The following is a 25829-nucleotide window of genomic DNA, read 5'->3' on the forward strand; positions in this document are numbered from 1 at the left end:
TCTGAACCCAGATTATGCAGCAGTGTGCGCCGGTCTAGATCGGCGCGCTTTTTTTTCGGGGCATCCCATACATGATGCGACAATACGAACTCGTTGAGCGGGTTCAAAAATATAAGCCTGAAGCAAACGAGGCCTTGCTGAACAAGGCCTACGTCTATGCCATGCAAAAACATGGCCAGCAGAAGCGTGCCAACGGCGATCCCTATATTTCGCATCCGCTGGAAGTGGCCGCCATTCTCACGGAAATGCATCTCGATGAGTCGACGATTGCCGTTGCGCTCTTGCACGACACAATCGAAGATACGAGCGCCACGCGCGCCGAAATCGATGAGCTCTTTGGCGAGGACATTGGCCGCCTGGTCGAAGGTCTGACCAAGCTCAAGAAGCTCGACCTCGTTACCAAGAAAGCAAAGCAGGCCGAGAATCTTCGCAAATTGCTGCTGGCGATTTCCGACGACGTGCGCGTGCTTCTGGTAAAGCTGGCCGACCGTCTCCACAATATGCGCACCATGGAGCATATGCCGGAGGACAAGCGCAGCCGCATCTCCGAAGAAACCATGGAAATCTATGCCCCGCTTGCCGGGCGCATGGGTATGCAGGATATGCGAGATGAGCTGGAAGACCTCTCGTTTCGCTACCTGAACCCGGAAGCCTTCGAAACCGTGACCAAGCGGCTTCAGGATCTGGAAGAACGCAATCAGGGCCTCATCAAGAAGATCGAGGATGAGTTGCGCGAACTTCTGCTGGCGAACGGCATCGAAGGCGCCAACGTCAAGGGACGTCAGAAGAAGCCGCATTCCGTTTTCCGCAAGATGCAGTCGAAGTCGCTCTCCTTCGAGCAGCTTTCCGACGTCTATGGATTCCGCATTCTGGTCGAAGATATTCCGGCCTGCTATCGGGCGCTCGGCATTGTGCACACCAGATGGCGCGTCGTACCCGGTCGCTTCAAGGACTATATTTCCACACCGAAGCAGAACGATTACCGCTCGATCCATACCACCATCGTCGGCCCGTCGCGCCAGCGTATCGAATTGCAGATCAGAACCAAGCGCATGCACGAGATTGCCGAATTCGGCATCGCTGCCCATTCGCTCTACAAGGATGGGGAGATCGGCGATGGCGATGTGACGTCGCCGGAATCGAATGCCTATTCCTGGCTTCGCCACACGATCGAAGCGCTGGCGGAAGGCGATAGTCCGGAAGAGTTTCTGGAACACACCAAGCTCGAACTGTTTCAGGACCAGGTCTTCTGTTTCACGCCGAAGGGAAAGCTCATTGCTTTGCCGCGCGGTGCGACACCCATCGATTTTGCCTATGCCGTCCACACCAATATCGGCGATACCACCGTCGGCGCTAAGATCAACGGTCGCATCATGCCGCTGGTCACCCGTCTCAACAATGGCGACGAGGTGGAGATCATCCGTTCCGGCGTTCAGGTGCCGCCAGCGGCTTGGGAAGAGGTCGTCGTCACCGGCAAGGCACGTTCGGCCATTCGCCGGGCGACACGCATGGCCATCCGCAAGCAATATGCGGGCCTCGGCCACCGTATTCTCGAGCGCACATTCGAGCGCGCCGGCAAGCCATTCTCGCGTGAGGCGCTGAAACCCGTTCTGCATCGTCTGGCGCAGAAGGATGTGGAGGATGCGATTGCAGCGGTTGGGCGTGGCGAGGTTTCATCGCTCGACGTCCTGCGCGCAGTTTACCCGGATTACCAGGACGAACGCGTCACCGTGAAGATGACCGGTGACGATGGCTGGTTCAACATGCGCAGCGCGTCTGGCATGATCTTCAAGATCCCGGGCAAATCGCGTTCTGTCCTTGAAGATGATGGAGCGACAGAGGTTCTGGACGGGCCTGACCCGCTGCCGATCCGTGGATTGTCCGATAATGTCGAGGTCCACTTCGGCGCTGCGGGCGCTGTGCCCGGCGATCGCATTGTCGGCATCATGGAGAAGGGGAAGGGCATCACCATCTACCCGATCCAGTCTCCGGCGTTGCAGCGCTTCGATGACGAGCCGGAACGCTGGATCGATGTTCGCTGGGATCTGGATGAGGCCAACAAGTCTCGTTTCATGGCGCGGGTGATGATCAATGCGCTCAATGAGCCCGGCACGCTGGCATCCGTTGCGCAATCCATTGCGACACTCGATGTCAATATTCGCGCCCTGAACATGGTGCGGATCGGCACGGATTTCTCTGAGCTCGCGCTCGATGTCGAGGTCTGGGATCTGCGGCAATTAAACCAGCTGCTATCGCAGTTGAAAGATCTCGACTGCGTCTCAACCGTCAAACGTGCCTTCGATTAAGGCAGATTTGCTCAAAGATAAGTCATTAAGGCCACCGCTATGCGCTCAGTGCATGGCAGTGGCCTTGTCCTGTCTGTAGTCATGGGCCTCTATCGGGATTATCTTCACTCCAGAAATCGAGAACAGGAAAACGGCCTGCCAGCAAAGAGCTGACGATGTGGCCGATAAATCTGGAAAAGGAAAAGAAGATGTTTGGACCGCTTCGTAAGATCGCCCGTGCCGTTCGTGGCAAGACAACTCAGGAACGCGAATTCGATTACCTGTGTGACTCCGTATCGCGCATCGACCTGGAATTCCGCCAGCGCGAAGTCGACCGCGGCATGTTCCGCAAGTAATGCAAAAATGCATACCGGCCATGCCGGTGTGGTTGTGCAAGAGCGCATTTGCGATGCGCTCTTTGTCCGGGCTGCGGTTTCGCCCTTGGCGTAATCGAAACGATGCAATAAGTTCCTCATATGCCGTTTCGCCGCCGTAAACCCGCTGGACTGTTTGAAAGATTGCGCTCCGCTGTGTGGCCGCGCATGGGCTTTCGCCGTTCGCTTCGTTATTTGAAGCTGAGGCTCGTGCGGCTGTCTGCATCTCCATATTCCGTGGCGGCGGGCGTGGCAGTGGGTGTGGCAGTCGCATGGACGCCCTTTCTGGGTGTCCACATCATTATCGCCATGGTTCTAGGTTTCCTGCTGCGAGCCAATCTGGTTGCCGCGGCCTTGGGCACGACCTTTGCCAATCCCCTTACATTTCCACTGATCTGGGCGTCGACCTGGGAACTGGGCCACCTCATTCTGGGTCGCGGGCAGGGCGATGCGTCTGCCCATGTCGATTTCATGGCGCTTTTCAGCCACATGAACTTCCTGCAACTGTGGCAGCCGGTGCTTGAGCCCATGACCGTCGGCGCAATCATTCCCGCTGCTTTCTCTGCCATTGTGGCCTATGTCAGCGTCTACGCGATCATTCGTGGTTTCAGGACGCAGAAGCAGTTGCTGCTTGCGCAGAACATCGCCAACCGCAAATCCGCATTGGGTGCCAGCGAATGATCATAGGCATGGGCAGTGATCTCATCGACATCCGTCGTATCGAGACCTCGATTTCCCGCTTCGGCGACCGTTTCACGCAGCGTTGCTTTACCGCTGTCGAGCAGGCTAAATCGGACGGACGAAAGAACCGGGCGGCATCCTACGCCAAACGCTTCGCTGCCAAGGAAGCCTGCTCCAAGGCCTTGGGTACAGGTATTGCGCAGGGCGTTTTCTGGAAGGACATGGGTGTGGTGAACATGCCGACCGGCAAACCGACGATGTTGCTGACCAATGGCGCAGCGGACCACCTCGCCAGGCTTTTGCCGCCCGGCCATGAGGCCGTGATCCATCTGACCATTACGGACGAGTTTCCCTATGCGCAGGCCTTTGTCATAATCGAGGCCCTTCCGGTAACCAAATAACGTTGAATTGCGGGAAACTGTGAGCTTTCCGCCTGTCCGCTCACGTGGAAACGCTTTCTTTTATTATTGAAACGCTCTAAAGCATGTCCCGCAAAACTGCGCAGAATTTTGCGAAGCGCCCTGTGCAGAATATTGATTTCAAGTCCGCGGGATTTTTTCACGCGGCAGGCTCTACGCAAGTCCGTTGAAAATGAAGCACGAGCAGGCAGGTCTTTAAGTGTCCGAAAAAGCTGAAAAAAAGCAAAGCGCCCTCTGGGAAAACGTTAAGGTCATCGTTCAGGCATTGTTGCTGGCGATGGTCATCCGCACGGTGCTTTTCCAGCCTTTCACCATTCCGTCCGGCTCCATGATGCCGACCCTGCTGGTGGGAGACTACCTGTTCGTCAACAAATTCTCTTACGGCTATTCGAAATATTCGCTGCCATTCTCTCCGAACCTGTTTTCCGGTCGTATCCTTCAGTTCAGCCAACCTGAACGGGGTGATGTCGTAGTGTTCCGCCTGCCGCCAAACCCTGAAGTGGACTACATCAAGCGCCTCGTCGGTCTGCCCGGCGACCGCATTCAGGTCACCAATGGTGTGCTGTTCGTCAACGGCACGGCCGTTCCAAAGCAGCCCGATGGCGTCTTTACCTCGGATTACCGTGCCGATCCCGGCGCCAACGTTCCGGTTTTCCGCGAAACGCTGGATAACGGCGTGACGTTCGACACGCTGGACCAGTCACCGGACTCGCGCGGCGATAACACCCGTGAATTCATCGTGCCTGAAGGCCATTACTTCATGATGGGCGACAACCGCGACAATTCGCTCGACAGCCGTTTCGACGTCGGTTTCGTGCCTGCAGAAAATCTGATTGGCCGTGCAAGCGTCATCTTCTTCTCGCTGGGCAACGATACGCCATTCAGCCGTGTCTGGGACTGGCCAGCTAACATGCGTTGGGATCGCCTGTTCAAGGTCGTCCAATGAGCAAGATAAAGCCGCTTTCATTGGAGGAAATCGGTCGTCTGGAAGCGCTCATCGGTTATAACTTCAGGGAAAAGGCACGCCTGGACCGTGCATTGACCCATGCGAGCGCGCGCTCCGCCAAAGCGGGCAACTATGAGCGGCTGGAGTTTCTGGGAGATCGCGTACTGGGTCTGTGCGTAGCAGAGCTTCTGTTTTCGACCTTTCGCTCCGCCACCGAAGGCGAGCTTTCCATACGGCTCAACCAGTTGGTCAGCGCGGATTCCTGCGCGGCCATTGCTGACGAGATGGAGCTGCATCTCTTCATCCGCACCGGTTCCGACGTCAAGAAGCTGACCGGCAAGACCATGCTGAACGTGCGCGCTGACGTGGTGGAAAGCCTTATCGCCACCATCTATCTCGATGGTGGGCTGGAGCCTGCCCGCCAGTTCATTTTGAAATACTGGCAAAAGCGTGCAACCAAGGTCGATGCCGGACGCCGTGATGCAAAGACCGAGTTGCAGGAGTGGGCGCACGCAAAATTTGCGGCCACGCCTCTTTACAGGATTGACGGGCGTACCGGACCGGATCACGATCCGAGCTTCACGGTAACGGTGGAAATACCCGGTCTGCCGCCTGAAACAGGCGTGGACCGCTCCAAGCGCGCTGCGGAGCAGGTGGCAGCGACCAGACTATTGGAACGCGAAGGCGTCTGGCAGAAACCATCTGCCGCAAACTGATTGGACACTTATGACAGAGAACGAATTCAACGCCGCGCCGGAAAACGAAGATGGTCCGGACGCTGGCGAAACCAGACCGACCCATTCCGGCTTTGTCGCGTTGATTGGCCCGACAAATGCTGGCAAGTCCACGCTCGTCAACCGACTGGTTGGCGCGAAGGTGTCGATTGTCAGCCACAAGGTGCAGACGACGCGCGCGGTTATGCGCGGCATCGCCATCCACAACAACGCTCAGATCGTTTTCATGGATACGCCCGGCATTTTCAAGCCGCGCCGCAGGCTCGACCGAGCCATGGTCACATCGGCTTGGGGCGGTGCCAAGGATGCGGATGTCATCCTGTTGCTGATCGACAGCGAACGCGGCCTCAAGGGTGACGCCCAGACGATTCTGGAAGGCCTGAAAGATGTGAAGCAGACGAAAATTCTCTGCCTCAACAAAATCGATCAGGTGCAGCGCGAGGATCTTCTGAAGCTAGCGGCCGCCGCCAACGAAGTCGTTTCCTTCGATCGCACCTTCATGATCTCCGCCACCAACGGCTCCGGTTGCGACGATCTGATGAACTATCTCTCCGAAGAGCTGCCGCAGGGGCCCTGGTACTACCCTGAAGACCAGATTTCAGATTTGCCCATGCGTCAGCTGGCGGCAGAAATCACCCGCGAGAAGCTTTTCCTGCGCCTTCATCAGGAGCTTCCTTACGCTTCCCACGTCGAAACCGAGAAATGGGAAGAGCGCAAGGATGGCTCCGTTCGCATCGAGCAGGTCATCTATGTGGAGCGCGACAGCCAGAAGAAAATCGCACTCGGCAAGGGCGGCGAAGCCATCAAGGCGATTTCGACCGCATCTCGCAAGGAGCTCTCGGAAATTCTGGAGCAGCCCGTGCATCTCTTCCTGTTTGTGAAGGTGCGTGAAAACTGGGGTGACGACCCGGAACGGTTCAGGGAAATGGGTCTCGAGTTTCCACGGAACTGAGACTTTGCAGCATTGCCGGGAGGGGGCGCCGGGACGACGCCTCTAATACACGTTTCGAGTTTGTTGTTGCTGCTGGAAGGTCAGATTGCTCAAAAAGCCCAATGGAATCTCAACGACTCCCTGCGAGCAATGTCCTTTGCGCGGCCTGACCCATTTTCGGGATTTCACGCCGCCCGAACTCGATTTCGTTTCCCGGTTCAAGACCGGCGAACTGTCGGTCGAACCGGGGGCCATCGTGCTGATGGAAGGCTCCCACAGCGCCCATCTCTACACCGTTCTGGAAGGCTGGGGGTTTCGCTACAAGACGCTCGAGGACGGGCGTCGGCAAATCCTGAACTATCTCATGCCGGGTGATCTGGTCGGGTTGCAGGGAACCGTCATGGGGGAAATGCAGCATTCCATCGAGGCGCTTTCTCCGGTGACCCTCTGCGTCTTCGAGCGCGGTCGTCTTCACAGCCTCTTTGCTGACCATCCGTCGCTGGCCTATGACATAACCTGGATTGCGGCCAGCGAAGAGCGGATGCTCGACAGTCACCTGTTGAGCGTTGGCCGACGCACCGCCCTTGAGCGGGCGGCCTATCTTCTTGCGTTTCTTTACGACAAGGCGGTAAGGGTGGGGCTGATGGAAAAGGATATGGCTATCCCCGTCACGCAGCAGCATGTTGCCGACACTTTGGGCCTGTCCATCGTCCACACCAACAAGACGCTTCGCAAGCTCGCCGACCGGGATTTCATCCGCTGGACGGACAAGGGCTGTCTCGTGCTCGATCATGTCGGTCTTGCACAGGCCGCAGGTTGGCACCCGGACAACCGCGGGGCGAGACCTTTTATTTAGATGTCGCTGATGTATTCTCGATTTGTTCCGCTATGTCTTTTTTAAATGACTAGTGTGAGTCGATCTGCGATGTCATAAATTATTGATCCCAAGAACCCTTGGGAATGTATTGCTGTCGCGGTTTGTTCCGCGTCTTGAGGAAGATAAAGAATGATCCCTCAGCGGGTTCTCGTCGTGGAGGACGAATATCTGGTTGCGATGGACGTCGAAACGTCCCTTCAGGCCATGGGTGTCGATACCATCGATATCGCGACCACGTTGTTTCAGGCCAAGGAATCACTTTCGCGGGCAAAGCCGGATTGTGTGCTTCTCGACGTCAGCCTGTCGGACGGCATGAGCTATGAACTGGCGCGGCATCTTCGAGATCACTCCATTCCATTCGGTTTTGTCAGTGGCTATGGCGATACCAGCGGCTTTCCGCCGGACTTTGCCAATTCGCATCTGCTCGATAAGCCCTTTGGCGAGGTGGAGCTGAAGGCATTCGTTTCCCGTATCATGGCTGTCGAAAGTTAAGCATCGCTTCGCCGGATTGGGTATAGTCCTTTCTCCGAACCGGCAATGTTAAGCGACCCATTCCATGCAGTGGCAAGACGAGGCAATCATTCTGGGCGTCAAGCGCCATGGCGAAACGAGCGTCATCGCAGAGCTGATGACGCGCAGCCGTGGCCGACATCTTGGCATGGTAAGGGCCGGACGGTCGCGCACAATGCAGCCGGTGCTTCAACCCGGCAACAGAGTCGATGTGACCTGGCGCGCACGTCTGCATGATCACCTCGGTGAATACCGCATAGAGCCGCTGCAATTGCGCGCCGCGCAGCTGATGGAAACCGCGACGGCGGTGTACGGCGTGCAAGCCATGGCGTCTCTGCTGCGGCTGCTGCCGGAGCGTGATCCTCACCCCCATCTGTTTGAAGCCCTGGATGTCATTCTCGACAACCTGTCCGACCCTGCGGATGCAGGCGAGCTCTTCGTACGCTTTGAACTGGCGGTGTTGGACGATCTTGGTTTTGGGCTCGATCTCAGCGAGTGTGCCGCAACGGGCCTGCGTAACGATCTTGTCTATGTTTCTCCCAAAACGGGCAGGGCGGTCTGCCGCGCGGCGGGTGCGCCCTATGCCTCGCGCATGTTGGCGCTGCCGCCATTTTTAAGCGTTGAGCAATCGAAGGCAGCCGATCGTGAAAGTCTGGCCGCCGCATTCCGGCTGACGGGACATTTTCTGCATCGTCATGTCTATGAGCCACGGGGCATCAACGAAAATGCCACCCGCGACGGTTTCGTGCAGGCGGCATTGAAAGCTCTGGAAAAAGCCGGTTGATCGAGGCTGTTCAGGCCGCAGCAGGTCGTGCCACAGCACGTTCCTCGATGGGCCAGTGCACGATGGCGGCGAAGATGCCCATGGCAACGCCGAGCCACCACACCACATCGTAAGAGCCGAGCTTGTCGTAAAGGAAACCACCCAGCCATACTCCGAGGAAAGAGCCGACCTGGTGCGAAAGGAACACGACGCCACCTAGCATTCCAAGGTGACGGGTTCCGAACATGATGGCAACGAGTCCGTTTGTCGGTGGCACCGTCGAGAGCCACAACACGCCCATCACCGCCGCAAATATGATGACCGACAGGGGAGATTGCGGCAGCAGCAGGAAGGCCGTAACGGCGATGGAGCGGCCAATATAGATATAGGCGAGAAGATAGGGCTTCGAGTAGCGCTGCGCGACGAAGCCGGCGATGAGAGAACCGGCGATGTTGAAGAAGCCGATCAGCGCCATGGCAATGACCGCGTAGCGCGGCTCAATACCGATATCTCCGAGATAGGCCGGGAAATGCGCAGTGATGAAGGCGACCTGGAAGCCGCAAACGAAAAAGCCGGTCGTTAGCAGCAGATAGCTCTTGTGTCCGAGGGCTTCTTTCAACGCCTGGGCTGCGGTCTGCTGAAATTGCGCCTGGGACTGGCTTCCCGATGACGAATTGCCGCGCAGGGGCCAAGCGAGAAGCGGCACGATCAGCATCATGGCTGCGAGCCAGACAAGGCTGTCCGACCATCCATAGCTTGAAATCAGGCCCTGGCTGATGGGCGCGAAGATGAACATGCCAGCAGAACCGGCTGCCGTGCCGATGCCGAATGCCATGGAACGCTGTTCCGGCGTGACATGCCGGGCAAAGGCCGAGAGAATGACGCTGAACGAGCCCGCCGCGATGCCGAGGCCGACCAGCACGCCGCCGCCAAGATGCAGCCATAGCGGCGATGTACCGACGGACATGCAGACAAGACCTGTCGCATAGATCAAGCCGGACAGAACAAGCACACGCGCCGTGCCATATTTATCCGCCAGCGCGCCAAAGAAGGGCTGGCCAAGACCCCAGAAAAGGTTCTGCAACGCCATGGCAAAGCCGAATGTGGAGCGGTCCCAGCCCGTATCTGCCAGCATGGGCAACTGGAAGAAGCCCATGGCCGAGCGTGGCCCGAAGGTCAGCACCGCAATCAGGGACCCGGCGACAATAATGAGCCATGGCATGGGTTGGCTGGCGACTCGTTTTGCAATGGACATGGATGTTCCTCAGTAGATGAGAAACATTATCACTGATCGCCGATCTCTCCAGCAACTTTTCTTGAAGATTGAATGAGCGCGCTTGATGGGTTGGTGCATGTTCCAGTCACGCTCCCTGAAAGGCTCCAGCTGCTAATGGAGCCCTTCTGGAAACAAGTGTTATTTGTCGCGCGTAAAGGTAATGATCGATCGCGTCGTACCGGGCCAATTCGGCATCTGTCTCCAGGGAGTTAATACTTCCAGACGTTCGCCATTGCGACGGAATTCGCGGCATTGCGTGGTGCCGACCCATTCAGGGTTCCATGATGCTTCAACATGAGTACACCATTCATTCTTCTTGGTTTTCTCGATGCCGGTATAGGCAACCAACGTGTTCAGCAGCGCAGCCTTATCTGCATCCGTGCTACCAGCCTTTCTGCCTTCGCCGGTCAGTACGAAGGAAACACGGTGATCAGCTGTGAAAATAACGCGACCCGTCGGATGGTCGCCCATTGCGGGGATTTTTTTGCCGGTAGCCTGGGATTCGACCTCATAGCTTACAAGTTTCCATGAGCCTGTTAGAGAAGTATCGTCAGCCTTGGCCTGCCCATTTGATAGACAAAAAGATGCAATTACAGCTACCGTCCAGATTTTAAAGTTCATCTTATTTAGAGCCTTTAAATATTAGTCATGTTGTTACTGATGTTCAGTGCTAACGCCACGTGAAATTAAACAAGTAAAGTCAAAGTGTGGAAAATCGTAAATAAACGACTTAGAAATTAAGAATAATCATAAAGTCTCTTTGGGATGTCGACCGGCGGAAATAGTGAATCGTCAAGTGGCGGCATTCGACAGCTGTCCCCGTTGAACAGACTGGAAGGGGGATGATGCTTACCCCCGCCGCTTGAGTGGCCAGCCTTCTTCCCGCTCTTCCACAATCTTCGCTATGTCTCCAACTGCAATCGATCCAACGCCACGCGGCGTCACGTTCCAGCCGAACAACACGCCGGGCACGCGGCGGTCGGCAGACATGCGCAGGCGACCCATGGCTTTCATGGGGGAGGGTACATCGCGGGAGCCGGTTGTCTGATCCTGCGTGGTCATGATGCAGCGGGTGCAGGGTTTGACGAGGTCGAGCCGGATGCCGTTGATTTCGAGCGATGCCCAGCGGTCTTCGGCCCATGCTTCATCCGTTTCCAGCACGATGTTGGCGCGAAAACGCTCCATGCCGACCTGATCTTCGCCGTTAGCGGCCATATTGGCATTGAGGGCAGCAAGCGAAGCCGTGGTGGTGACGAGGATCTGGTAGCCGTCGGAGAATGTGACGGGCGTTTCGTCTCCTGCCCACTCCGGGTTGGCAATGCGGCGTGACTGCTCATCGAAGAAGACGAGCATTACATCGCGGCCGAGCCAGCCGGAGAGCGTTTCATTCGCCTCATCCGTGGCGATTGCCGCATCGATGACGGATTTCCACACGGTCGCATCGAGGCGCCTGTCCGATGGTTTGGCGAGAATCTCGCCCTTGCCCTCGGCAGAGATCCGCAAGCCGCCCTGTTCAGGCACCACGCTGACCGTCGCGAGAGCCTGCATTTCGCGTTGGGTGATGAAGTGCCCGGACGCGTCAACCAGCACGGCGCGACGGTCTCCAGCCAAACCCTCGGCGGTTATTTGGCTCTGCGCAAGCGAGATGCCGCGGGCGCTTTTCAAAGGGTAGATGTTGAGTTCCGTAATGCGCATGGTTGCCTCAAATCTCGTCCAGAAACAGGGTCAGAACCTGTTGCAGACGTTCATGCCGTTCTTTTGCCAATTGCCGCCCGGTTTGCGTCTGGAAGCCATCGGCAAGCTTGAACAGCTTGTTTTCGAAATGATCGATGGCAAATCGCCGATCATCCAGCGGGCGGTTTTCTGCCAGCGGATCTTCGGGGTCGTAGAGGGCAGAGCCCATGCGCCCGGCGATGTAGAAACAGCGCGCGGCACCAACCATGCCGATGGCATCCAGCCGGTCCGCATCCTGTAGAATTTTTGCTTCCAGGGTTTCAGGGGCAATATTGGCGGAAAAACTGTGGGTCAGAATGGCGTGGGCAACGGCCTCGATATCCGTCTCTTCCCAGCGCAGGTCCCGCAGCAGGCCGCAAGCCTTTTCCGCTGCAAGTCGCGACGCCTGCGCGCGCAGTGGCGAGTTCTTTTCCACGGCAACGCAGTCATGCAGCAGCACGCTTGCCGCCAGCACCGTTCCATTGCCGCCTTCCTGCCCATGAATACGCATGGCATTGCGAAACACGCGGTGAATGTGCGCCAGATCGTGCGATCCGTCATCGCCCTGCGTGGCGTGGGGTATCAGCGTTTCGGCAAGCTGCTCGTAAGGCGAAAAGGCATCTGCCCGCATGTGATTCCCTCGTCATGAAAGATGCTTTTAGGACGGGGAAAAGGCAGGCGCAATCACCCCTGTTCTTCCTGCGTCTTTGGCTGGGCGGTGAGTATCTTCTGGTAGAACAGGCCAATCCCGATCAGGACCACGCCAAGACCGATGAAGGACAAAGCCCGCAGCACGCCTTCCAGATTGCTCATGTCGATGAGGAATGCCTTGGCGACGGCGAGCAGCACCAGGGCAGCGGAAGCAAGGCGCAGGCTTTTGGCGTTGAAGCGGGAACCCAGCAACAGCAGCAGCACGCCAATGACCAGCCAGACAACGGAATAGCTGTAGGTTTCTCCCTGCAGGAAGCCCTTCCAGTCCGCGATGTTTTCACCCTGCCAGAAACGGCGGACCGAGAGTGTCGCCCAGGCAAAGCCAAGTGCCGCGCCAGAAAGGGCCAGCATCGCGACATAGGCGGCGGGGCGTTTGCCGCGCGCATACCAGGCAAGCCCGCCATAGGCCGCAGCCGGCATCAGATAGGCGATGAGCAGCAGGTTCAGGAACGGCCACGGCCCGGTATTTTCGCCGGTAAAATAGGGGTTGAGCGCAAAGAAATGGGCCACCAGCACATTGAACATGGCAATGACGCCCGCCAGCATGGAGCCATAGCGAAAGATGGGGCTCGGGCTTTTCAGATCCAGCGTCATCAGCACGCCTGACATGCCGATGGTCAGCAGCGTGTAGATGGATTGTTCGCCAAGCGTTGGCGCAGCGTCGTTCAACACGCCGCCATTCATGGCGTGACGAACGAGAATGGCGATGGTCAAAAGACCCATGAGGCTGGCTATGGCCTGCAGGACGTTTTTTGCCCGAGCGCGCGGCCAGTCGCGCAACAGCCATGCGGAGGCGATAGCCAGCAAGGCCGGTATGCCGTAACCGGGCAGAAGCGCGTTGAAGAGCGGTGTTGTGCCAAGGTTCTGCGGACCGACGATGGTGGGCTCCCACGCAATGCGGCCAAGAACAAAGAGGCAGGCCAGCGCCATGACAAAGGGCAGGGCGTGCCAGCGCAGTCTAAGGCCGCCAAGCAGGTAGGAAAAGCCGACGACGGAAATGAGGATGGTGGTCGCCAGACCCGATGTCAGCGTATGAACGACAAAGACCGTCGCCAGGAACGACCCAAGTGACATGATGTTGAGGGGTGCTGTAAACGCCTCATCGTCTTTCTTGCTCAGCCAGTAGGCGCGGCCAAACAGCAGCAGCGCCGCAGCCAGACCGTAGGCCGCATGCAGCCAGTCACGCGTCAGGTTGCCATATTCCACGAAACTGATGATGCCGAGACCGAGCGGCACGATGGAGCCGAGAACAGCCCACAGGATGCCGAAGGAGCGATCCCTCGAAGACATGCGCCGGACGGCCTCTATGGAGAACAGCAGGAAGATAACGCCCATGACCCGCGTGATGGTGCCTTGCACGGCGGTGTCCACCCCCGATGCCGAAAGTGCGGTGCTGCCGTCACCCAGTGTGGGAAGGTAGTTGACGCCGAAGCCAGCCAGAAGATTGGCGCAGCCAAGGGCCGCCAGCGATGCGAAGATGGCAGGCCAGACCGCGTGGTTGCGCCCGGCACCATATGCCGCCAGCCCAAGCACCAGAACTGCCATGGCATAAGCCGGGTGCATCGTAATTCCGGTCTCGATGACGGAAAAGGCGAGCGCCGGCAGGACAATTGCCATGGAAAGCGTGATGTTGATGCTCAGTGGCGCCCGGCTCATGAGATCGGTCACAATCGATCGGCCGGCGAGGTCCGGTTGCGTATCTTCTTCGATATTTTGCTGCTGGCTCAAGTATTTTCCGGGCCATATCCAGATCGATCCGGCGATCATGGCAATCAGGCTGGCAATGACAGGCTCGGCTTCGATCAATGGCGCAAAGACCATGTAGCCTAAAGCCCAGAGACCAAGGCCCACATTGGCAAGAGTGGGGACGACGTGCCAGCGTTGGCTGCGCGATGCCGCAGCTGTCGCAAGCCATGATGCGGTAAGATAGCCGAAGAGTGCCCAGATGTTCGGGCTTTCGGTGGAAATCAGCAAGGGCGTGGCCATGGAGCCGAGCAGGCCAAGACCCGCCAGCGCCTGCCCATGCAGCAGCGACAGTCCAAGTGTTGCGAAGCCGACAATCGCCAACAGAAGGAAGGCCGTCGTCGGGCCGATGTATCCATAAATGCCATAGGCGGCATAGGTGACGCCGAACAGGGTCAGAGCACCAGCTGCCGTCAGCACGCCGGGAATCATTGCGTTAGAATAGGCGCTTGCAATGTCAGGCATGACCTTGCGCCGGACGGCTTCACCGGCGGCGGCCAGCAGCAGGCCGAAGATTGCAGCCATGGCCAGCCGGACGCCTGGGCTCAGAAGGCCGCTTTCAATGGAGTATTTGACGAGGAATATGCCGCCTAGCGCCAGCGCCAGACCACCGGCCCAAACCGCCCAACGCGCTCCGAGCCTGCTTTCAAAGCTTTCCTTCTGACGTTGCGGAGCTGGTTCTTCGGTTGTTGCGGGGCCGTCTTCCGCAGTCGTTGCGACTGCGGGCAGGGCTTCCTCCGAAGGCTTTGCAGCTATGGGCAAAGCCTCTTCCGTCGTTGATGGTGCAGTCGTTGCTTCCTGCGAAACATTTTCGCTGGGCAGGCTAGGCGCAATCGCAAGCTTTGACTTGAGAGCCTTCAGTTCCGCTTCGACGATTTCAAGCCGCCGCGAGTTCTTGATGCTCGCATTCAGCGTGTAGAAAAACGCCACGATATAGGCCAGCAAAAGCAGCAACAGGAATGCGGTCATAAGAACTCCGGATATGATCCTGTTTTTTAAGCTCTTTCTGAAGGATTAGGCAAGGCCCGTCACGCCAGCCTCCACCGCCCATTGTCTTGCCAGCTCCACATCTTCCAGCCCAAGTTCGTGACCAAGTGGCAGATGTGTGATTTTTACGTCGGCACCATTATCCTCAAGGCGGGCTTTCAGTTGCTCCGTTTCATTGCCGTGGCGATCCTTCGTGCCTGCTGCAAGCGTCAGCTGTTTTCCCGCAAGATCCGAAAGCGGCCACGGTTCAAGCACCGGCATGGGGCGCAGCAGCAGGGCATTACGCGCAAATTGCGGGTAGAGCGCAAAGAAAGCAGCCAGGAAGTTGGCGCCATTCGAATGGCCGATGAAGCTCAGCCTTTGCCAGTCCAGATCATAGGCGGAAATTGCTCCCTCGATGAAAGCGGCAAATGCTTCCGCTTCGGATGCGATGTCCTTCTGGTCAAAGCTTGTGGAGGAGAAGCGGCGAAACCAGCGCGCAATGTCTTCTTCCGTGCTGCGGCCGCGCACGCCAAGCAAGGTTGCGCGCGGGTTGGCACGGTGTGCGAGAGACATGAGACTGGTTTCGCTGCCGCCTGATCCATGCAGGAGAAGGATCGTGCTGCCATCCGCATCCTTCGGCGTGTAGAACCGGTGCACGAAAGGAAGGTCGCGGTAGATGACCCGCTCTTCCCCCGGCATGGAGAATTGCGGCAGAGCCACGCGCACGTCCTCCTCATCCCGCATGAAAAGCGGCGGTATGAAGAGTTGCTCTCCCAAGGTTTCTGCCGGCTCATCCAGCGCCATGCCCGGCGCATCTGTGGCCATCTCGATCAGCACGTTGCCGGGTTCGCGAACATAGAGGGAAGAGAAATATTTCCTGTCATGTGCGTTTGTGGTGGAGGAGTTCAGGGACTTGAGCTCCTTGAGCGTCTCGTTCAGGTCATCCATGTCTCTCGCACGAAAGGCGATGTGATCCACCGTGCCGGTGCCGGGTGCGCTCGACCAGAAACCTGCGGCATCGCGTACATCCACAATGTCGCCGGACGCTGATACCAGTCGCCGGATCGATCCGTTGTGACCAATCCGCTCATAGCCGAAATAGCGCTGCAGAAAGCTTTCCGTTTCCTCTGGTACTTCACTCAGCATCGTTGCGCCGCGAATGCGGCGAATGGCGTGTTCGAGAGGGATGCCGGGGGCCACATGCGGCGTTGCCTCCGGAAAAGCATGAGTGCCGACAAGTTTGAGGATGATGCCGTCAGGGTCCTTCAAGCGAATGACCGGTTCGCCGAATTCCTCCATCGGGCCTTCGGTGCGAATGCCGGCAGAGAGCGCGCGCGTCAGCCAGAAGCCGATGCTGCCGGGGTCTATGGCAAGCGACACTTCGAGTGTCTGCCCGTAGCCCACGCGACCCTGGCCACCGTCTTCCCAGACAAGGAAGGTCATGAGAGAGCCCGGTGTCGCCGCGTGATCGCCGTAGAAAAGGTGGAGCTGCATGGCATCTTCGAACCCGGCCGACCGCTTGACCAGCCGCAGCCCCAGAAAGCCGACGTAAAAATCGACATTCGCCTGAACCTTGCGGGTGATCATGGTGATGTGGTGGATGCCGAGGGCGGATGTCATGGGTGCCTCCAAAAGGTCTTCGCTTGAGGCCCTATGTTTGCCGCATCTGCTTTTTTAGCAATCCCGCCATTAGAGAACGATGTGTTCGTTTTGTGAACAATCTTGTGACGAAGGCCATGAATGCCTGCGAAACGCGCTTAAAGCAGCTGCTAAAAATGCTAAAAGCATAATATTTAATCAAAATAATTTTTGTGTAAAAAATGTGCTGTTTTTGCTTGCCATGCCGTTTCAAATTGGTTTGTATGGTCGCCAACACAATAAAAAACCTCCAGAGGGAAATTTCAGAATGTTGACGCGAAGGCTGTTTTCAAAGACAGCGGCTTTGGCCGCTATAGGTTTGTCTGCAACTATTGCAGCGCTGCCCCTTCCAGCCTTCGCGCAAACCGCCGTCAAATTCACGCTTGATTGGAAATTCGAAGGTCCTGCCGCCGGCTTTCTGCTCGCGCTCGACAAGGGATATTTCAAGGCGGAAGGTCTTGATGTGACGATCGACAGCGGCAATGGCTCGGTGGAAGCCATTCCGCGCGTGGCGACCGGTGCCTATCAAATGGGTTTCGGTGACATCAATTCGCTCATCAAGTTCCTGGACGAAGATCCGTCCCAGAAGGTCAAAGCCGTCTACATGGTCTATGAGCGCCCGACATTTGCGGTTGTTGGCCGCAAGTCGCTGGGTGTGACCGGTGACCCCAAATCGCTGGAGGGCAAGACGCTGGGCGCACCGCCGCCGGATGGTGCCTTTGCTCAGTGGAAGGCTTTCAAGCAGGTCGCGAAGATCGATGACAGCAAGATCAAGATCGAATCCATCGGCTTTCCCGTGCGTGAGCCGATGCTCGCAAAGGGTGATGTCGACGCCGTCTTCGGTTTTGCCTTTTCGGTCATTCTCAATCTGAAAGCCCAAGGCATTGCCGATGACGACATAGCAACCATCCTCATGGCGGAACATGGCTTGAATCTCTATGGCAATGCCGTGATGGTAAACACTGATTTTGCTGCGGAAAACCCCGCTGCGGTCAAAGGATTCCTCAAGGCTCTCGCCAAGGGTTTCGCCGATGCGGTCAAGAACCCCGAGGAAGGCGTTGCTGCCGTTTTGAAGTGGAATGAAACGCTCAACAGCGACATTGAATTGCAGCGGCTGACAATGGCCAATGCCATGAACATCAAGACACCCTATGTCGTCGAGAACGGCATGGGTGGCTTAGATCCCGCGCGCCTTGCGGCATCGCTCGAAACGCTCAAGGTCTCGCTTGGCCTCAAGGGAAATGCGAAGGCCGAACAGGTGTTCGATGCGAGCTTCCTGCCGCCGAAGGATGAGCGGTTGCTGCCCTGACGCTCGCCCGGCGACGGCAACTGCCGTCGTCGTATGAAGACTGCGAGCTTCAAAGCGAAATTCAAAAACAGGAACAGGAATGGCTCATCTGGTTGAAATCGATGGCGTCGATATGCGCTATGGCGGCACAGCCGGTACGCTTGCCGTTTCAGGTCTCGATCTTAAGATCAAGAAGGGCCAGTTTGCCGCTGTGGTTGGACCATCGGGCTGCGGAAAATCGACCTTGATGAAGCTCGTCACCGGCCTTCATATCCCCCAGACCGGCAACGTCATCGTCGCAGGTAAGCAGGTGACGGAGCCGGTATCCATCGTTGGAATGGCATTTCAAAACCCCACCATGCTGCCATGGCGCACAACGCTGGAGAATATCCTGCTGCCGCTGGAGATCGTGGAAAGACACAGGCACAGGCTGAAGGCCAACAAGGCAGAATATATCGCCAAGGCCGAGCGCCTGCTGGAAATCGTGGGGCTGAAAGGCTTCGGCTCGAAATTCCCGTGGCAGCTGTCTGGCGGAATGCAGCAGCGGGCAAATCTCTGCCGCGCGCTCATCCATGAGCCTGAATTGCTGATGCTGGACGAACCATTCGGCGCGCTGGACGCCTTTACGCGCGAAGAGCTTTGGTGCGTCATCCGCGACCTGCACGCTGCCAAGCGCGTGACCATCGTGCTTGTGACGCATGATCTGCGCGAGGCGACATTTCTGGCCGACAAGGTCTTCGTCATGAGCGCAAGACCGGGGCGGATACTTGCGGAACACAAGGTTCCTTTCGCCAGACCGCGCCAGCTGGATTTGATGTATGAGAAAGGCTTCAACGAGATGGTGCAGCAGTTGCACGGCGAAATCGCCAAGGCGAGGGTTGCTGCATGAGTTCGGCCATCGAAAGCCCGGTGGCTGCGGTACCGCCCAAGCCACTGGTTGCCCGTATCAACTGGGTCAAGGCGGCGCCGTGGCTCTATACGCTTGCGCTAATTCTTGTGTGGGAACTGCTGGTCCACGCGCTGAAGATGCCGCAGACCGTTCTGCCGTCGCCCATGCGGGTCGCGCAGGCCATCGTGCAATACTGGTCGCCGATCTGGAAAAACTCGCTGCAGACGCTTTATACGACCACGCTTGGATTTGCGCTTGCTGTGGCAGCAGGGCTGGCAATCGGTCTGTTCATTGGGTGGTCCAAAACCATTTATGCCGGGCTTTATCCGCTCATGATCGGCTTTAACGCCATCCCTAAAGTGGCGCTAGTCCCCATTCTTGTGATCTGGTTCGGCATCGGAACCGTGCCTGCGGTGCTGACGGCCTTCCTCATCTCCTTCTTCCCGATCGTCGTCAATGTGGCGACCGGTCTTGCCACCATCGAGCCGGAAACAGAGGATGTTTTGCGGGCGCTGGGCGCAAGGAAGATGGACATTATGCTGAAAGTGGGCATCCCCAGATCAATGCCCTATTTCTTCGGCTCTCTGAAGATTGCCATCACACTTGCCTTTGTCGGGTCCGTTGTCTCAGAAACCGTCGCTTCCAATTACGGGCTTGGCAACATGATGAGCTCGGCCCAGAGCCAGTTCAATGTGCCGCTTGTTTTCGCCGGGCTGTTGATGCTCGCCGTCGAGGGCATCGTCATGTACGCCATCATGGCGTGGGTTGAACGACGCATGACAGGCTGGGCACACCGGTCTACCATGGGTCAGTAAGTCGGGCAGGCAGGTCGTTCGGACGACCTGCCTGCGTCACGCTTTTACTGCGCGGACTGATCTCCGACATTCACCGCGCGTTCGTCGAACGCTGACTTCAGCGCCTTTGTCACATCGCGAGTCGTCGCAAACCAGTTATCGCTTTTCGCCCAGTAGCGCAGCTTGACGGTTGCGCTGTCGTTGCTGGCGGAATCGACAAATGTTGTCGGTGCGGGATCAAGCAGAACACGGCTGTCGGAGCGGACGATGTTCATCAGCATTTCCTGCGTGTCAGCGATGCTTTCGCCCTTCGGAACGGTAACGGTAAGCTCATGGCGGCGTGATGGGAAACGGCTGAAATTGGTAATCGGCACGTTCCACAGCGTCGAATTGGGAGCCAGGCGATAAAGCCCGTCACTGGTCTTCAACTCCGTCGCAAACAGTCCGATTTCAACGACAGTACCGGTGACCGCGCTGGTTTCGATATATTCGCCAACGCGGAATGGGCGAAGGACGAGCAGCATGATGCCGGCAGCAATGTTCTGCAGCGTGCCTTGAAGCGCCAGACCTACGGCCAGACCGGCGGCACCCAGCGCCGCAAGGATCGAAGCCGTCTGTACGCCAAACTGGCCAAGTACCATGACGAGCACGAGAATGAGCACAACGTAGCGCACGATGCCGGAGAAGAACCGCGCCAGCGTTTCATCAAATCCGCGAATGCGCGACAGACCCTCATAGGACCAACGCTGTAACAGCGTTGCAGCAATCCAGCCGATGATGAGCAGAATAAGGGCTCCAACAATGGAGAAGGAATATTGAACCATCAGCGCACTTGCCTGACGAAGTGCCGCCTGCGACGCGACGATGATATCCGTAGCCTGTTGATCCATATATCCTAACCTCTTTATGTTGCGTGAGAAACGGTAACGGCGCGATGCCGGTTTTGCTCCATCCGTAGAGAAAAAACGACGATCGGGGACCGTCCGAACCGGTTAAATAACGAAGCGGTTTTTTAGATTTGTGAAATGTCGACCAGAAATAAATGGTTAACAATTCGTTTTAATTTTCACTTCAATTCAAGTAATTATTGTCTGGTTCGCCTTTATCGCGTGGCGCGAACATGTCCCCCTAAACAGTCCAAGACAATATGCTCCGACAGGGAGACGGTGAATGACGACCATTTCATCAATTTCTAATAATCAGTATTATCGCAGCCCCAACGCTCTCGCCCAGACCTCCGATAGCACTGTCAATCACGAAGGAAACAGCACTGCCTCAGCTGGCGGCTCGTCTTCAGGCTCCAGTATGAGTTCTGAAAGCGCAGACAGCAGCAGCGCGATCAACCAGTTCCTTTCCACGCTGATGACGATGCTGCTCAACTTCTCACCGACCTCCGAGTCCGACGAGACGTCGAGCAGCACCAGCGAACAAGCACAAGCCGACTATTTCTCCAGTCTTGATGCGGATGGAAGCGGCACGCTTTCGCAATCCGAATTCTCGACAGCTCGGCCTGATGATGTGACCGAGGAGATGTCGACCAACCTCTTCACACAGCTGGATAGCGATGGCGATGGTGTCGTCAGCGCGGCAGAGATGTCTGCCATGGAAACCCGGCCGCGTGGTCCGCATTCCGCTGGCAGCGAGGAGGACGATCCGACCACGACATCGTCCCTGGATACCAACGGTGACGGCGTCGTTTCCCAGGCAGAATTTCTGGCCAGGCGCCCTGACGACCTAGCCGAAGACATGGCGACAAGCCTGTTCAAAAGCCTGGACAGCGATGGTGACGGTTCCGTCAGCCAGGAAGAAATGAAGGCGGGCAGGGGCACGGAAGGCGTAGGTCCACTGCAACGTGCCATGTCTTCTTCAGCGGAAACTGCAGAGAGCGATGACAGCAGTGTTGTCGATGGCTCAATGGATGGTTTTCTCGCGCGTCTGGAACAGATAGCCAAGGAATATCAGTTCGTAGGCGATGAAGAGGACACCACCGCGCAGTCGATCACCGTCTGACATGTCGTTGCCGCAATGATGCGGCGACCTCATCCATGGAGAGCCGGGGGCGGATCGTGCTTCCGGTTTTCGCCTCACTCCTGAGCCACCTGCTCATAGAGGGGCAGGACAAAGGGTACATTGCCATCCGTATCCGCGCCGCGTCCGATTGATTTGATGGCTGCAATCAGCGCACCGCCCCGGCCAAGCAGGCGATCGCCGATTTCGATGATGCGGGAATTGGGCGTAGCATAGGGTGAAACGATGCGGAGCCGCGCGGCGAGCGCCGCGTCATCCTGTTCCGGCCGAACCGCCAGAGCGACGATAAGCGCAGCGGCGGGAGAGCGCGAAACGCCCATCCAGCAATGAATCAGCAACGGGGCGGACTGGTCCCACCCATGGGCAAAATCGATCAGTTGCTGCACGTGCAGATCATCCGGTGCAATCAGCTTGTCGGTGCCCTTGAAGGTAATGTCATTCATCTGAAGGGTCAGATGGCGTTCTGCAGAAATCACGGCAGGGCGGTGGAAGCTCTGCTCTTTCGCAATCAGCGTTACCATTTCCCGCGACTTGTGTCGCACGGCCATTTCCCCGATGCGCGACAGGGGGCAAACGACAATCTGGCTCATCTCAAATCCTTCCGAAGCTGCTCTATAGCTTCGAAGCGTGCTATGAAGCGACCTTGAGCATCGATCGCAGGCACGGGCGATATCTCGATCATGTCTCTGGTTATGCCGCGTGGCAGGCCGAAGAACTTCTGCGCTTCGCTGAGGGAGAAACCCGCCAGCTCGGTTGCCTCAAAAAAGGCTGCGACAGTATCCGCCTTCTTGATGCGGTCCTTGAGTTCGCGTCCTGGATGCGGGGCAAGACCGAAGCGCAGGTGGATTGCCGCTTCCAGCCGCTTTTCGACACTCTTGTAACCGCCGCCGACGACGGATTTGAAGGGCGATATCATGTCGCCGATCACATATTCCGGCGCGTCATGCAACAAGGCCATCAAAAGTTCGTCCGCGGTCGCCGCAGGGTTCAATCTGGAGAAAATGGTTTCCACGATGAGGCTGTGTTGCGCGACCGAAAACGCATGGTCACCCTGCGTCTGCCCGTTCCAGCGCGCCACTCTGGCGAGACCGTGAGCGATATCGGCCAGTTCCACGTCAAGCGGCGAGGGGTCCAGAAGATCAAGCCGCCTGCCCGAAAGCATTCGCTGCCACGCGCGTGGCGTTTTCGACGCTGCCACGTTCAGTCTTCCGAAGAGACTGCCGGGTCGGCAGCAGGGAAGCTCAACCTGCTCCAGGCGGGCAGGGCGGCCGTGACCGTGGCGGAGCCTGCGGTGATATCGGCACCCGATGCCATCGCATCGGCGGCGCGATCCGTACGGATGATGGCTAGTCCCTGTTTTCCGCAGACGGTGCCGAGGACGCCGAGAGGCTTGCCGGCCGCGAGGATTTCCGTGCCGCTGTCCGGGAGGTCCTTATCTGCAGTTACCGTTACGACACGGCGGCGGGCCGTGCCGCGATGCTTCATCCTCGACACGACTTCCTGCCCGACGAAGCAGCCCTTCCTGAAGGAGACGCCTCCATTCACGTCCATCAGGACATCATGCGGGAAGGCATCCTGAAGCTGGTAGTCGAGACCAGCGACGACGATGCCATGTGCCACGCGAAGCTGGTGATATGAAGATGCGTCTTGCGCGCTGGAAGTGCCAGGCATGCGGTAGAGATCGACACCGGCCTTCGAGAAACGGCTATCCTTGACGGCACCTGCCGGTGCCGTCTCATCCCAATAGACGCTGACGCCCGGTTGTTCGTCTGCGGTGAGTTGGACGGGGGCACGCAGCTTGTACATGGTCAGACGGCGTAGCAACTGGTCCTGTTGATCGGTACCTGTTTCCAGCTCGTATCCGTCGTCGCTGCGCCAGATCAGGAATTCGAACATGATCTTTCCCTGCGGCGTCAGCAGTGCGCCAGCGCGCGCTTCGCCAGCGGGCAGCGAATCGAGATCGGGCGTAATGAGGTTCTGCAGGAAATCCGTGGCACCGGTGCCGGAAACCCGGATCAAGCTCCGGTCGATCAGAAAGGCGGAAGACATGGGCGTTACCACTCGGGGTTCGTTCTTTCCCGAAGAGCTAGAGCGTTTTCAATGCAATTGAAACCCTTCTCTTGGCCTGATGTCCATTAGAAAGGTGTGGGAGCAGCAGGAGTGAGGCGCATTGCACGGAAGGTGCGGACCTCAATCCCCCGCCGTGAAGAACTTCCATTGGCCGTCAGGCGAGATGCCGATCCGGTAGAAGCTGTAATTCCCGTATTCCTGCATATCCGCGAGATCGCCCGCGGTGATGATCCGCAGCAACTCCACCTTTTCAGGCTGAGTGAGGGTGTTTAGCGGCTTTCCGGCAAAATAGGGGAAGACATACATCTCGTCAGGCGTGCCAGCGTCGACATGCGCATAGCCGGTCGACAGCAGATCAATGATGATGGCGAGGACTTCCAGCCCATCCGGATCGCCGGAGAAGCTCTTGAGAGCAGCGACGGGATCTTCCGCATCACCATCCACCCTTGCCTGGTTCGGGCCGGGATTGACGAGCGGGCGCAATTTTTCAATGTCGCCGGTAGAGGCTGCATCGATGATGAGCTGGCGCAGGCGACGAACCGGCTCAGGTGCCTTGCTGATATCGTGCTCGATCTGTGCCGAAATCTGCGGTGTATCGTTCTGGGGCTGTTCGGCCTTCTGCGCGCCGGAGCGATTTACCAGGGGATCGGGGAGCGGAATGCCGTCCGAATCACCTTCGACTGCGTCCGGCTCTACGGGCTGCTTGTTCTCAGCAGGTTTTTCACCTTCGCTACTGGCGGGATCCTGCGCTGGCCGCAATTCCGACAGGGCGAAAGCAGAGCCTGGAACGCTGACGGCGAAGACGGACAATGAGAGCATCAAGGAAACAGCGGCTGTCGACCGCAAAAACCCCTTGCGAGAGCGATACATGATATAAAACTCCAGCTTACTGAATAATGCGGTGAGGGGAGAATTCGCCCTCAAGCATGCGCTGGCGCAGAGATTCCAGCATGGCTTCAGCGCCCGCTTCACCGTGCATACGGATGGTTTCGCGCATGGCAAGAGCGATAGCGGCGTCAGCGATGATCTCCGGCTCGATCCCATCGGCCATACCGTCGGCCCATGCTTCGTTTTGATGTTCCAGAGCGACCTGCATCTTTTCATGCGCGATCATATCGTGGATTTCGTTACGGCTTGTTTGCATCTTTCATCCTCGACAAGGCGGGCAACTCGTTACCACCCTGTTAACAACTCTAACAGTCTTTTCTCAAAACGGCACGGCCCGCAGCCAAAAGAGGTTAATAAACCACTAATTTCCGAACCTTGACGCAATTTCCTGCGCCAGTGTTGCCCCTTCGATACGGTATTTCTCTTCTGCAGCGATTGCGGCAGGCGTGCAGGCCGTATGAACGGCCGCAAAACTGCGATAGCCACGGTTGAATGCTGCAGTCATTCGCTGCCGCCGATTTGGCTCATTGGCGGTGTCTGCCGCCAGTAGATCGCTCATCGACTTGCGCCATTCCTCCGAGCCCGTGGCAGGACAAAGCGTGCGCAGATATTGCACGGCACCCAGTATCTCAGACAGTCGCGCCATCTGGTTGTCATAGGGTGCTGGCTTGTTTTCCTGCTGGGCAGCGGCTGGCGGCGGCGGTGGAGTGTGCTGCGCAGCATTGGCCACGGTCAACGGCGTTCCCGTTGCCACAGCAATCGCCAGCATCCATTCCATCCGTCTTTTGATCAATTTACGCATTACCCGGCATGACGGTTTACTCATCCGCCCGGAGATAGCCGCGATTCTTCTCAGCATTGCAACTGCCCCAGCAGACGTTCTGCACACTCGACAACGCTTTCCGGCGCAGGCAGGCCTCGGATTTCATCCAGCGTGTACCACCCGGCTTCTGCCGCATCGTCTGCTGCCACCACGACTGCGTTGCTGTCGGCTTCCACAGTGTATACCGAGAGAAAGAAATGGCTGGTCAAATGTCCGTCAGCGTCATAGCCGGGCAGATCATAGGTCGCGAAAAGCTGTGGATGACGGGCGACGATGCCGGTTTCCTCTTCCAGTTCACGCAATGCAGTTTCGTCCGGGCTTTCACCCGGCTCACCGCGGCCGCCCGGAAAGGCGAACATGTCTTGCGAGGGAGGATTGATGCGGCGCACGAGGAGCACGCGATCGGCGCGTCGAACGATTGCGGAAGAGGCAGCTTGGGGCAGGGGCATACGGTATCCTTGTGCGATATCGATGATCAT

General features: G+C 57.5%; 28 protein-coding genes. 14 read left to right on the plus strand and 14 right to left on the minus strand.

Features of this window, described 5'->3' with window-relative positions:
* Positions 1-71 precede the first annotated feature (71 nt).
* The 10 genes from QRN85_RS10070 (at position 72) to recO (ending at position 8541) form a co-directional block, all read left to right on the plus strand.
* Positions 72-2306 (plus strand): RelA/SpoT family protein, encoded by a 2235-nt coding sequence (locus QRN85_RS10070; RefSeq protein WP_284757761.1) that lies wholly within the window; start codon positions 72-74, stop codon positions 2304-2306.
* A 188-nt stretch (positions 2307-2494) separates the two neighbouring features.
* Positions 2495-2641: a DUF3563 domain-containing protein gene (locus QRN85_RS10075; protein ID WP_082469690.1), complete on the plus strand. Its 147-nt coding sequence runs from the start codon at positions 2495-2497 to the stop codon at positions 2639-2641.
* A 120-nt stretch (positions 2642-2761) separates the two neighbouring features.
* On the plus strand, positions 2762-3340 hold the full coding sequence (locus QRN85_RS10080; protein WP_284757762.1) for a DUF2062 domain-containing protein: 579 nt from the start codon (positions 2762-2764) through the stop codon (positions 3338-3340).
* Complete coding sequence (acpS, locus tag QRN85_RS10085; RefSeq protein ID WP_062586936.1) at positions 3337-3741, plus strand: holo-ACP synthase; 405 nt, start codon at positions 3337-3339, stop codon at positions 3739-3741. The genes QRN85_RS10080 and acpS overlap by 4 nt, the downstream gene beginning before the upstream one ends.
* Positions 3742-3958: 217 nt before the next feature.
* Complete coding sequence (gene lepB / locus QRN85_RS10090) at positions 3959-4705, plus strand: signal peptidase I (RefSeq protein ID WP_062586937.1); 747 nt, start codon at positions 3959-3961, stop codon at positions 4703-4705.
* On the plus strand, positions 4702-5421 hold the full coding sequence (gene rnc, locus QRN85_RS10095; protein WP_062586938.1) for a ribonuclease III: 720 nt from the start codon (positions 4702-4704) through the stop codon (positions 5419-5421). Before lepB ends, rnc begins: the two co-directional genes overlap by 4 nt.
* 10 nt (positions 5422-5431) lie before the next feature.
* Positions 5432-6391 (plus strand): GTPase Era, encoded by a 960-nt coding sequence (gene era, locus QRN85_RS10100; protein ID WP_062586939.1) that lies wholly within the window; start codon positions 5432-5434, stop codon positions 6389-6391.
* Between the two features lie 85 nt (positions 6392-6476).
* Positions 6477-7226 (plus strand): Crp/Fnr family transcriptional regulator, encoded by a 750-nt coding sequence (locus QRN85_RS10105; RefSeq protein WP_062586940.1) that lies wholly within the window; start codon positions 6477-6479, stop codon positions 7224-7226.
* Between the two features lie 150 nt (positions 7227-7376).
* Positions 7377-7739, plus strand: a complete 363-nt coding sequence (locus tag QRN85_RS10110) for a response regulator (protein WP_062586941.1) — start codon at positions 7377-7379, stop codon at positions 7737-7739.
* Positions 7740-7803: 64 nt separating this feature from the next.
* Complete coding sequence (gene recO / locus QRN85_RS10115; protein ID WP_062586942.1) at positions 7804-8541, plus strand: DNA repair protein RecO; 738 nt, start codon at positions 7804-7806, stop codon at positions 8539-8541.
* A 10-nt stretch (positions 8542-8551) separates the two neighbouring features.
* On the opposite strand, the gene QRN85_RS10120 is transcribed toward recO, so the two are convergent.
* The 6 genes from QRN85_RS10120 to QRN85_RS10145 all read right to left on the minus strand — a co-directional run bounded on the left by QRN85_RS10120 (position 8552) and on the right by QRN85_RS10145 (position 16552).
* Positions 8552-9775, minus strand: coding sequence for an MFS transporter (locus tag QRN85_RS10120; RefSeq protein ID WP_113099059.1), 1224 nt, complete (start codon positions 9773-9775; stop codon positions 8552-8554).
* Positions 9776-9934: 159 nt separating this feature from the next.
* Positions 9935-10417, minus strand: a complete 483-nt coding sequence (locus tag QRN85_RS10125; protein WP_284757770.1) for a lipocalin-like domain-containing protein — start codon at positions 10415-10417, stop codon at positions 9935-9937.
* Between the two features lie 228 nt (positions 10418-10645).
* Entirely contained in the window at positions 10646-11491 is an 846-nt protein-coding gene (locus QRN85_RS10130) for an MOSC domain-containing protein (RefSeq protein ID WP_284757772.1), read from the minus strand.
* 7 nt (positions 11492-11498) lie between these two features.
* A complete protein-coding gene (locus tag QRN85_RS10135) occupies positions 11499-12140 on the minus strand; it encodes an HD domain-containing protein (RefSeq protein ID WP_284757773.1) in 642 nt (213 codons plus the stop codon).
* Positions 12141-12193: 53 nt separating this feature from the next.
* Positions 12194-14932, minus strand: coding sequence for a DUF2339 domain-containing protein (locus QRN85_RS10140; protein ID WP_284757775.1), 2739 nt, complete (start codon positions 14930-14932; stop codon positions 12194-12196).
* A gap of 45 nt (positions 14933-14977) precedes the next feature.
* Entirely contained in the window at positions 14978-16552 is a 1575-nt protein-coding gene (locus QRN85_RS10145) for a VOC family protein (RefSeq protein ID WP_284757776.1), read from the minus strand.
* Between the two features lie 286 nt (positions 16553-16838).
* On the opposite strand from QRN85_RS10145, the gene QRN85_RS10150 reads away from it, so the two are divergent.
* The 3 genes from QRN85_RS10150 (at position 16839) to QRN85_RS10160 (ending at position 19562) form a co-directional block, all read left to right on the plus strand.
* The gene (locus QRN85_RS10150; RefSeq protein ID WP_284757777.1) at positions 16839-17879 is read left to right on the plus strand and encodes an ABC transporter substrate-binding protein; all 1041 of its coding nucleotides are present in this window, start codon (positions 16839-16841) and stop codon (positions 17877-17879) included.
* Between the two features lie 79 nt (positions 17880-17958).
* Positions 17959-18747, plus strand: a complete 789-nt coding sequence (locus QRN85_RS10155; RefSeq protein ID WP_162729289.1) for an ABC transporter ATP-binding protein — start codon at positions 17959-17961, stop codon at positions 18745-18747.
* Positions 18744-19562, plus strand: a complete 819-nt coding sequence (locus tag QRN85_RS10160; RefSeq protein WP_062586951.1) for an ABC transporter permease — start codon at positions 18744-18746, stop codon at positions 19560-19562. The genes QRN85_RS10155 and QRN85_RS10160 overlap by 4 nt, the downstream gene beginning before the upstream one ends.
* Before the next feature lie 44 nt (positions 19563-19606).
* Here the strand turns inward: QRN85_RS10160 and QRN85_RS10165 are convergent, their stop codons facing one another.
* On the minus strand, positions 19607-20431 hold the full coding sequence (locus QRN85_RS10165; RefSeq protein ID WP_284757780.1) for a mechanosensitive ion channel family protein: 825 nt from the start codon (positions 20429-20431) through the stop codon (positions 19607-19609).
* A gap of 280 nt (positions 20432-20711) precedes the next feature.
* On the opposite strand from QRN85_RS10165, the gene QRN85_RS10170 reads away from it, so the two are divergent.
* On the plus strand, positions 20712-21551 hold the full coding sequence (locus QRN85_RS10170) for an EF-hand domain-containing protein (RefSeq protein ID WP_284757781.1): 840 nt from the start codon (positions 20712-20714) through the stop codon (positions 21549-21551).
* Between the two features lie 74 nt (positions 21552-21625).
* On the opposite strand, the gene QRN85_RS10175 is transcribed toward QRN85_RS10170, so the two are convergent.
* The 7 genes from QRN85_RS10175 to QRN85_RS10205 all read right to left on the minus strand — a co-directional run bounded on the left by QRN85_RS10175 (position 21626) and on the right by QRN85_RS10205 (position 25799).
* Complete coding sequence (locus tag QRN85_RS10175) at positions 21626-22159, minus strand: tyrosine phosphatase family protein (RefSeq protein WP_062586954.1); 534 nt, start codon at positions 22157-22159, stop codon at positions 21626-21628.
* A complete protein-coding gene (locus QRN85_RS10180) occupies positions 22156-22767 on the minus strand; it encodes an HD domain-containing protein (protein WP_284757784.1) in 612 nt (203 codons plus the stop codon). The genes QRN85_RS10175 and QRN85_RS10180 overlap by 4 nt, the downstream gene beginning before the upstream one ends.
* 2 nt (positions 22768-22769) lie before the next feature.
* Positions 22770-23618, minus strand: coding sequence for a CAF17-like 4Fe-4S cluster assembly/insertion protein YgfZ (gene ygfZ, locus QRN85_RS10185; protein ID WP_284757786.1), 849 nt, complete (start codon positions 23616-23618; stop codon positions 22770-22772).
* Positions 23619-23759: 141 nt separating this feature from the next.
* Complete coding sequence (locus QRN85_RS10190) at positions 23760-24509, minus strand: hypothetical protein (protein ID WP_112961283.1); 750 nt, start codon at positions 24507-24509, stop codon at positions 23760-23762.
* Between the two features lie 16 nt (positions 24510-24525).
* Complete coding sequence (locus QRN85_RS10195) at positions 24526-24783, minus strand: hypothetical protein (protein ID WP_062586958.1); 258 nt, start codon at positions 24781-24783, stop codon at positions 24526-24528.
* Positions 24784-24888: 105 nt separating this feature from the next.
* A complete protein-coding gene (locus QRN85_RS10200; RefSeq protein WP_284757789.1) occupies positions 24889-25296 on the minus strand; it encodes a TIGR02301 family protein in 408 nt (135 codons plus the stop codon).
* Between the two features lie 83 nt (positions 25297-25379).
* The gene (locus QRN85_RS10205; protein WP_284757791.1) at positions 25380-25799 is read right to left on the minus strand and encodes an NUDIX hydrolase; all 420 of its coding nucleotides are present in this window, start codon (positions 25797-25799) and stop codon (positions 25380-25382) included.
* Between the last annotated feature and the right edge of the window lie 30 nt (positions 25800-25829).

This window comes from Agrobacterium sp. fls2-241-TYG-188a (assembly GCF_030209845.1).

Bases quoted from the DNA above. Each gene is read 5' to 3' on its own strand.
- QRN85_RS10205 (WP_284757791.1), bottom strand. From the start codon at position 25,799: ATGCCCCTGCCCCAAGCTGCCTCTTCCGCAATCGTTCGACGCGCCGAT.
- QRN85_RS10135 (WP_284757773.1), bottom strand. From the start codon at position 12,140: ATGCGGGCAGATGCCTTTTCGCCTTACGAGCAGCTTGCCGAAACGCTG.
- QRN85_RS10165 (WP_284757780.1), bottom strand. From the start codon at position 20,431: ATGGATCAACAGGCTACGGATATCATCGTCGCGTCGCAGGCGGCACTT.
- recO (WP_062586942.1), top strand. From the start codon at position 7,804: ATGCAGTGGCAAGACGAGGCAATCATTCTGGGCGTCAAGCGCCATGGC.
- QRN85_RS10120 (WP_113099059.1), bottom strand. From the start codon at position 9,775: ATGTCCATTGCAAAACGAGTCGCCAGCCAACCCATGCCATGGCTCATT.
- QRN85_RS10175 (WP_062586954.1), bottom strand. From the start codon at position 22,159: ATGAGCCAGATTGTCGTTTGCCCCCTGTCGCGCATCGGGGAAATGGCC.
- QRN85_RS10155 (WP_162729289.1), top strand. From the start codon at position 17,959: ATGGCTCATCTGGTTGAAATCGATGGCGTCGATATGCGCTATGGCGGC.
- QRN85_RS10125 (WP_284757770.1), bottom strand. From the start codon at position 10,417: ATGAACTTTAAAATCTGGACGGTAGCTGTAATTGCATCTTTTTGTCTA.
- QRN85_RS10070 (WP_284757761.1), top strand. From the start codon at position 72: ATGATGCGACAATACGAACTCGTTGAGCGGGTTCAAAAATATAAGCCT.
- QRN85_RS10170 (WP_284757781.1), top strand. From the start codon at position 20,712: ATGACGACCATTTCATCAATTTCTAATAATCAGTATTATCGCAGCCCC.
- QRN85_RS10110 (WP_062586941.1), top strand. From the start codon at position 7,377: ATGATCCCTCAGCGGGTTCTCGTCGTGGAGGACGAATATCTGGTTGCG.
- QRN85_RS10130 (WP_284757772.1), bottom strand. From the start codon at position 11,491: ATGCGCATTACGGAACTCAACATCTACCCTTTGAAAAGCGCCCGCGGC.
- QRN85_RS10150 (WP_284757777.1), top strand. From the start codon at position 16,839: ATGTTGACGCGAAGGCTGTTTTCAAAGACAGCGGCTTTGGCCGCTATA.
- QRN85_RS10200 (WP_284757789.1), bottom strand. From the start codon at position 25,296: ATGCTGGCGATTGCTGTGGCAACGGGAACGCCGTTGACCGTGGCCAAT.
- acpS (WP_062586936.1), top strand. From the start codon at position 3,337: ATGATCATAGGCATGGGCAGTGATCTCATCGACATCCGTCGTATCGAG.
- era (WP_062586939.1), top strand. From the start codon at position 5,432: ATGACAGAGAACGAATTCAACGCCGCGCCGGAAAACGAAGATGGTCCG.
- rnc (WP_062586938.1), top strand. From the start codon at position 4,702: ATGAGCAAGATAAAGCCGCTTTCATTGGAGGAAATCGGTCGTCTGGAA.
- QRN85_RS10190 (WP_112961283.1), bottom strand. From the start codon at position 24,509: ATGTATCGCTCTCGCAAGGGGTTTTTGCGGTCGACAGCCGCTGTTTCC.
- QRN85_RS10195 (WP_062586958.1), bottom strand. From the start codon at position 24,783: ATGCAAACAAGCCGTAACGAAATCCACGATATGATCGCGCATGAAAAG.
- QRN85_RS10160 (WP_062586951.1), top strand. From the start codon at position 18,744: ATGAGTTCGGCCATCGAAAGCCCGGTGGCTGCGGTACCGCCCAAGCCA.
- QRN85_RS10080 (WP_284757762.1), top strand. From the start codon at position 2,762: ATGCCGTTTCGCCGCCGTAAACCCGCTGGACTGTTTGAAAGATTGCGC.
- ygfZ (WP_284757786.1), bottom strand. From the start codon at position 23,618: ATGTCTTCCGCCTTTCTGATCGACCGGAGCTTGATCCGGGTTTCCGGC.
- QRN85_RS10075 (WP_082469690.1), top strand. From the start codon at position 2,495: ATGTTTGGACCGCTTCGTAAGATCGCCCGTGCCGTTCGTGGCAAGACA.
- QRN85_RS10145 (WP_284757776.1), bottom strand. From the start codon at position 16,552: ATGACATCCGCCCTCGGCATCCACCACATCACCATGATCACCCGCAAG.
- QRN85_RS10140 (WP_284757775.1), bottom strand. From the start codon at position 14,932: ATGACCGCATTCCTGTTGCTGCTTTTGCTGGCCTATATCGTGGCGTTT.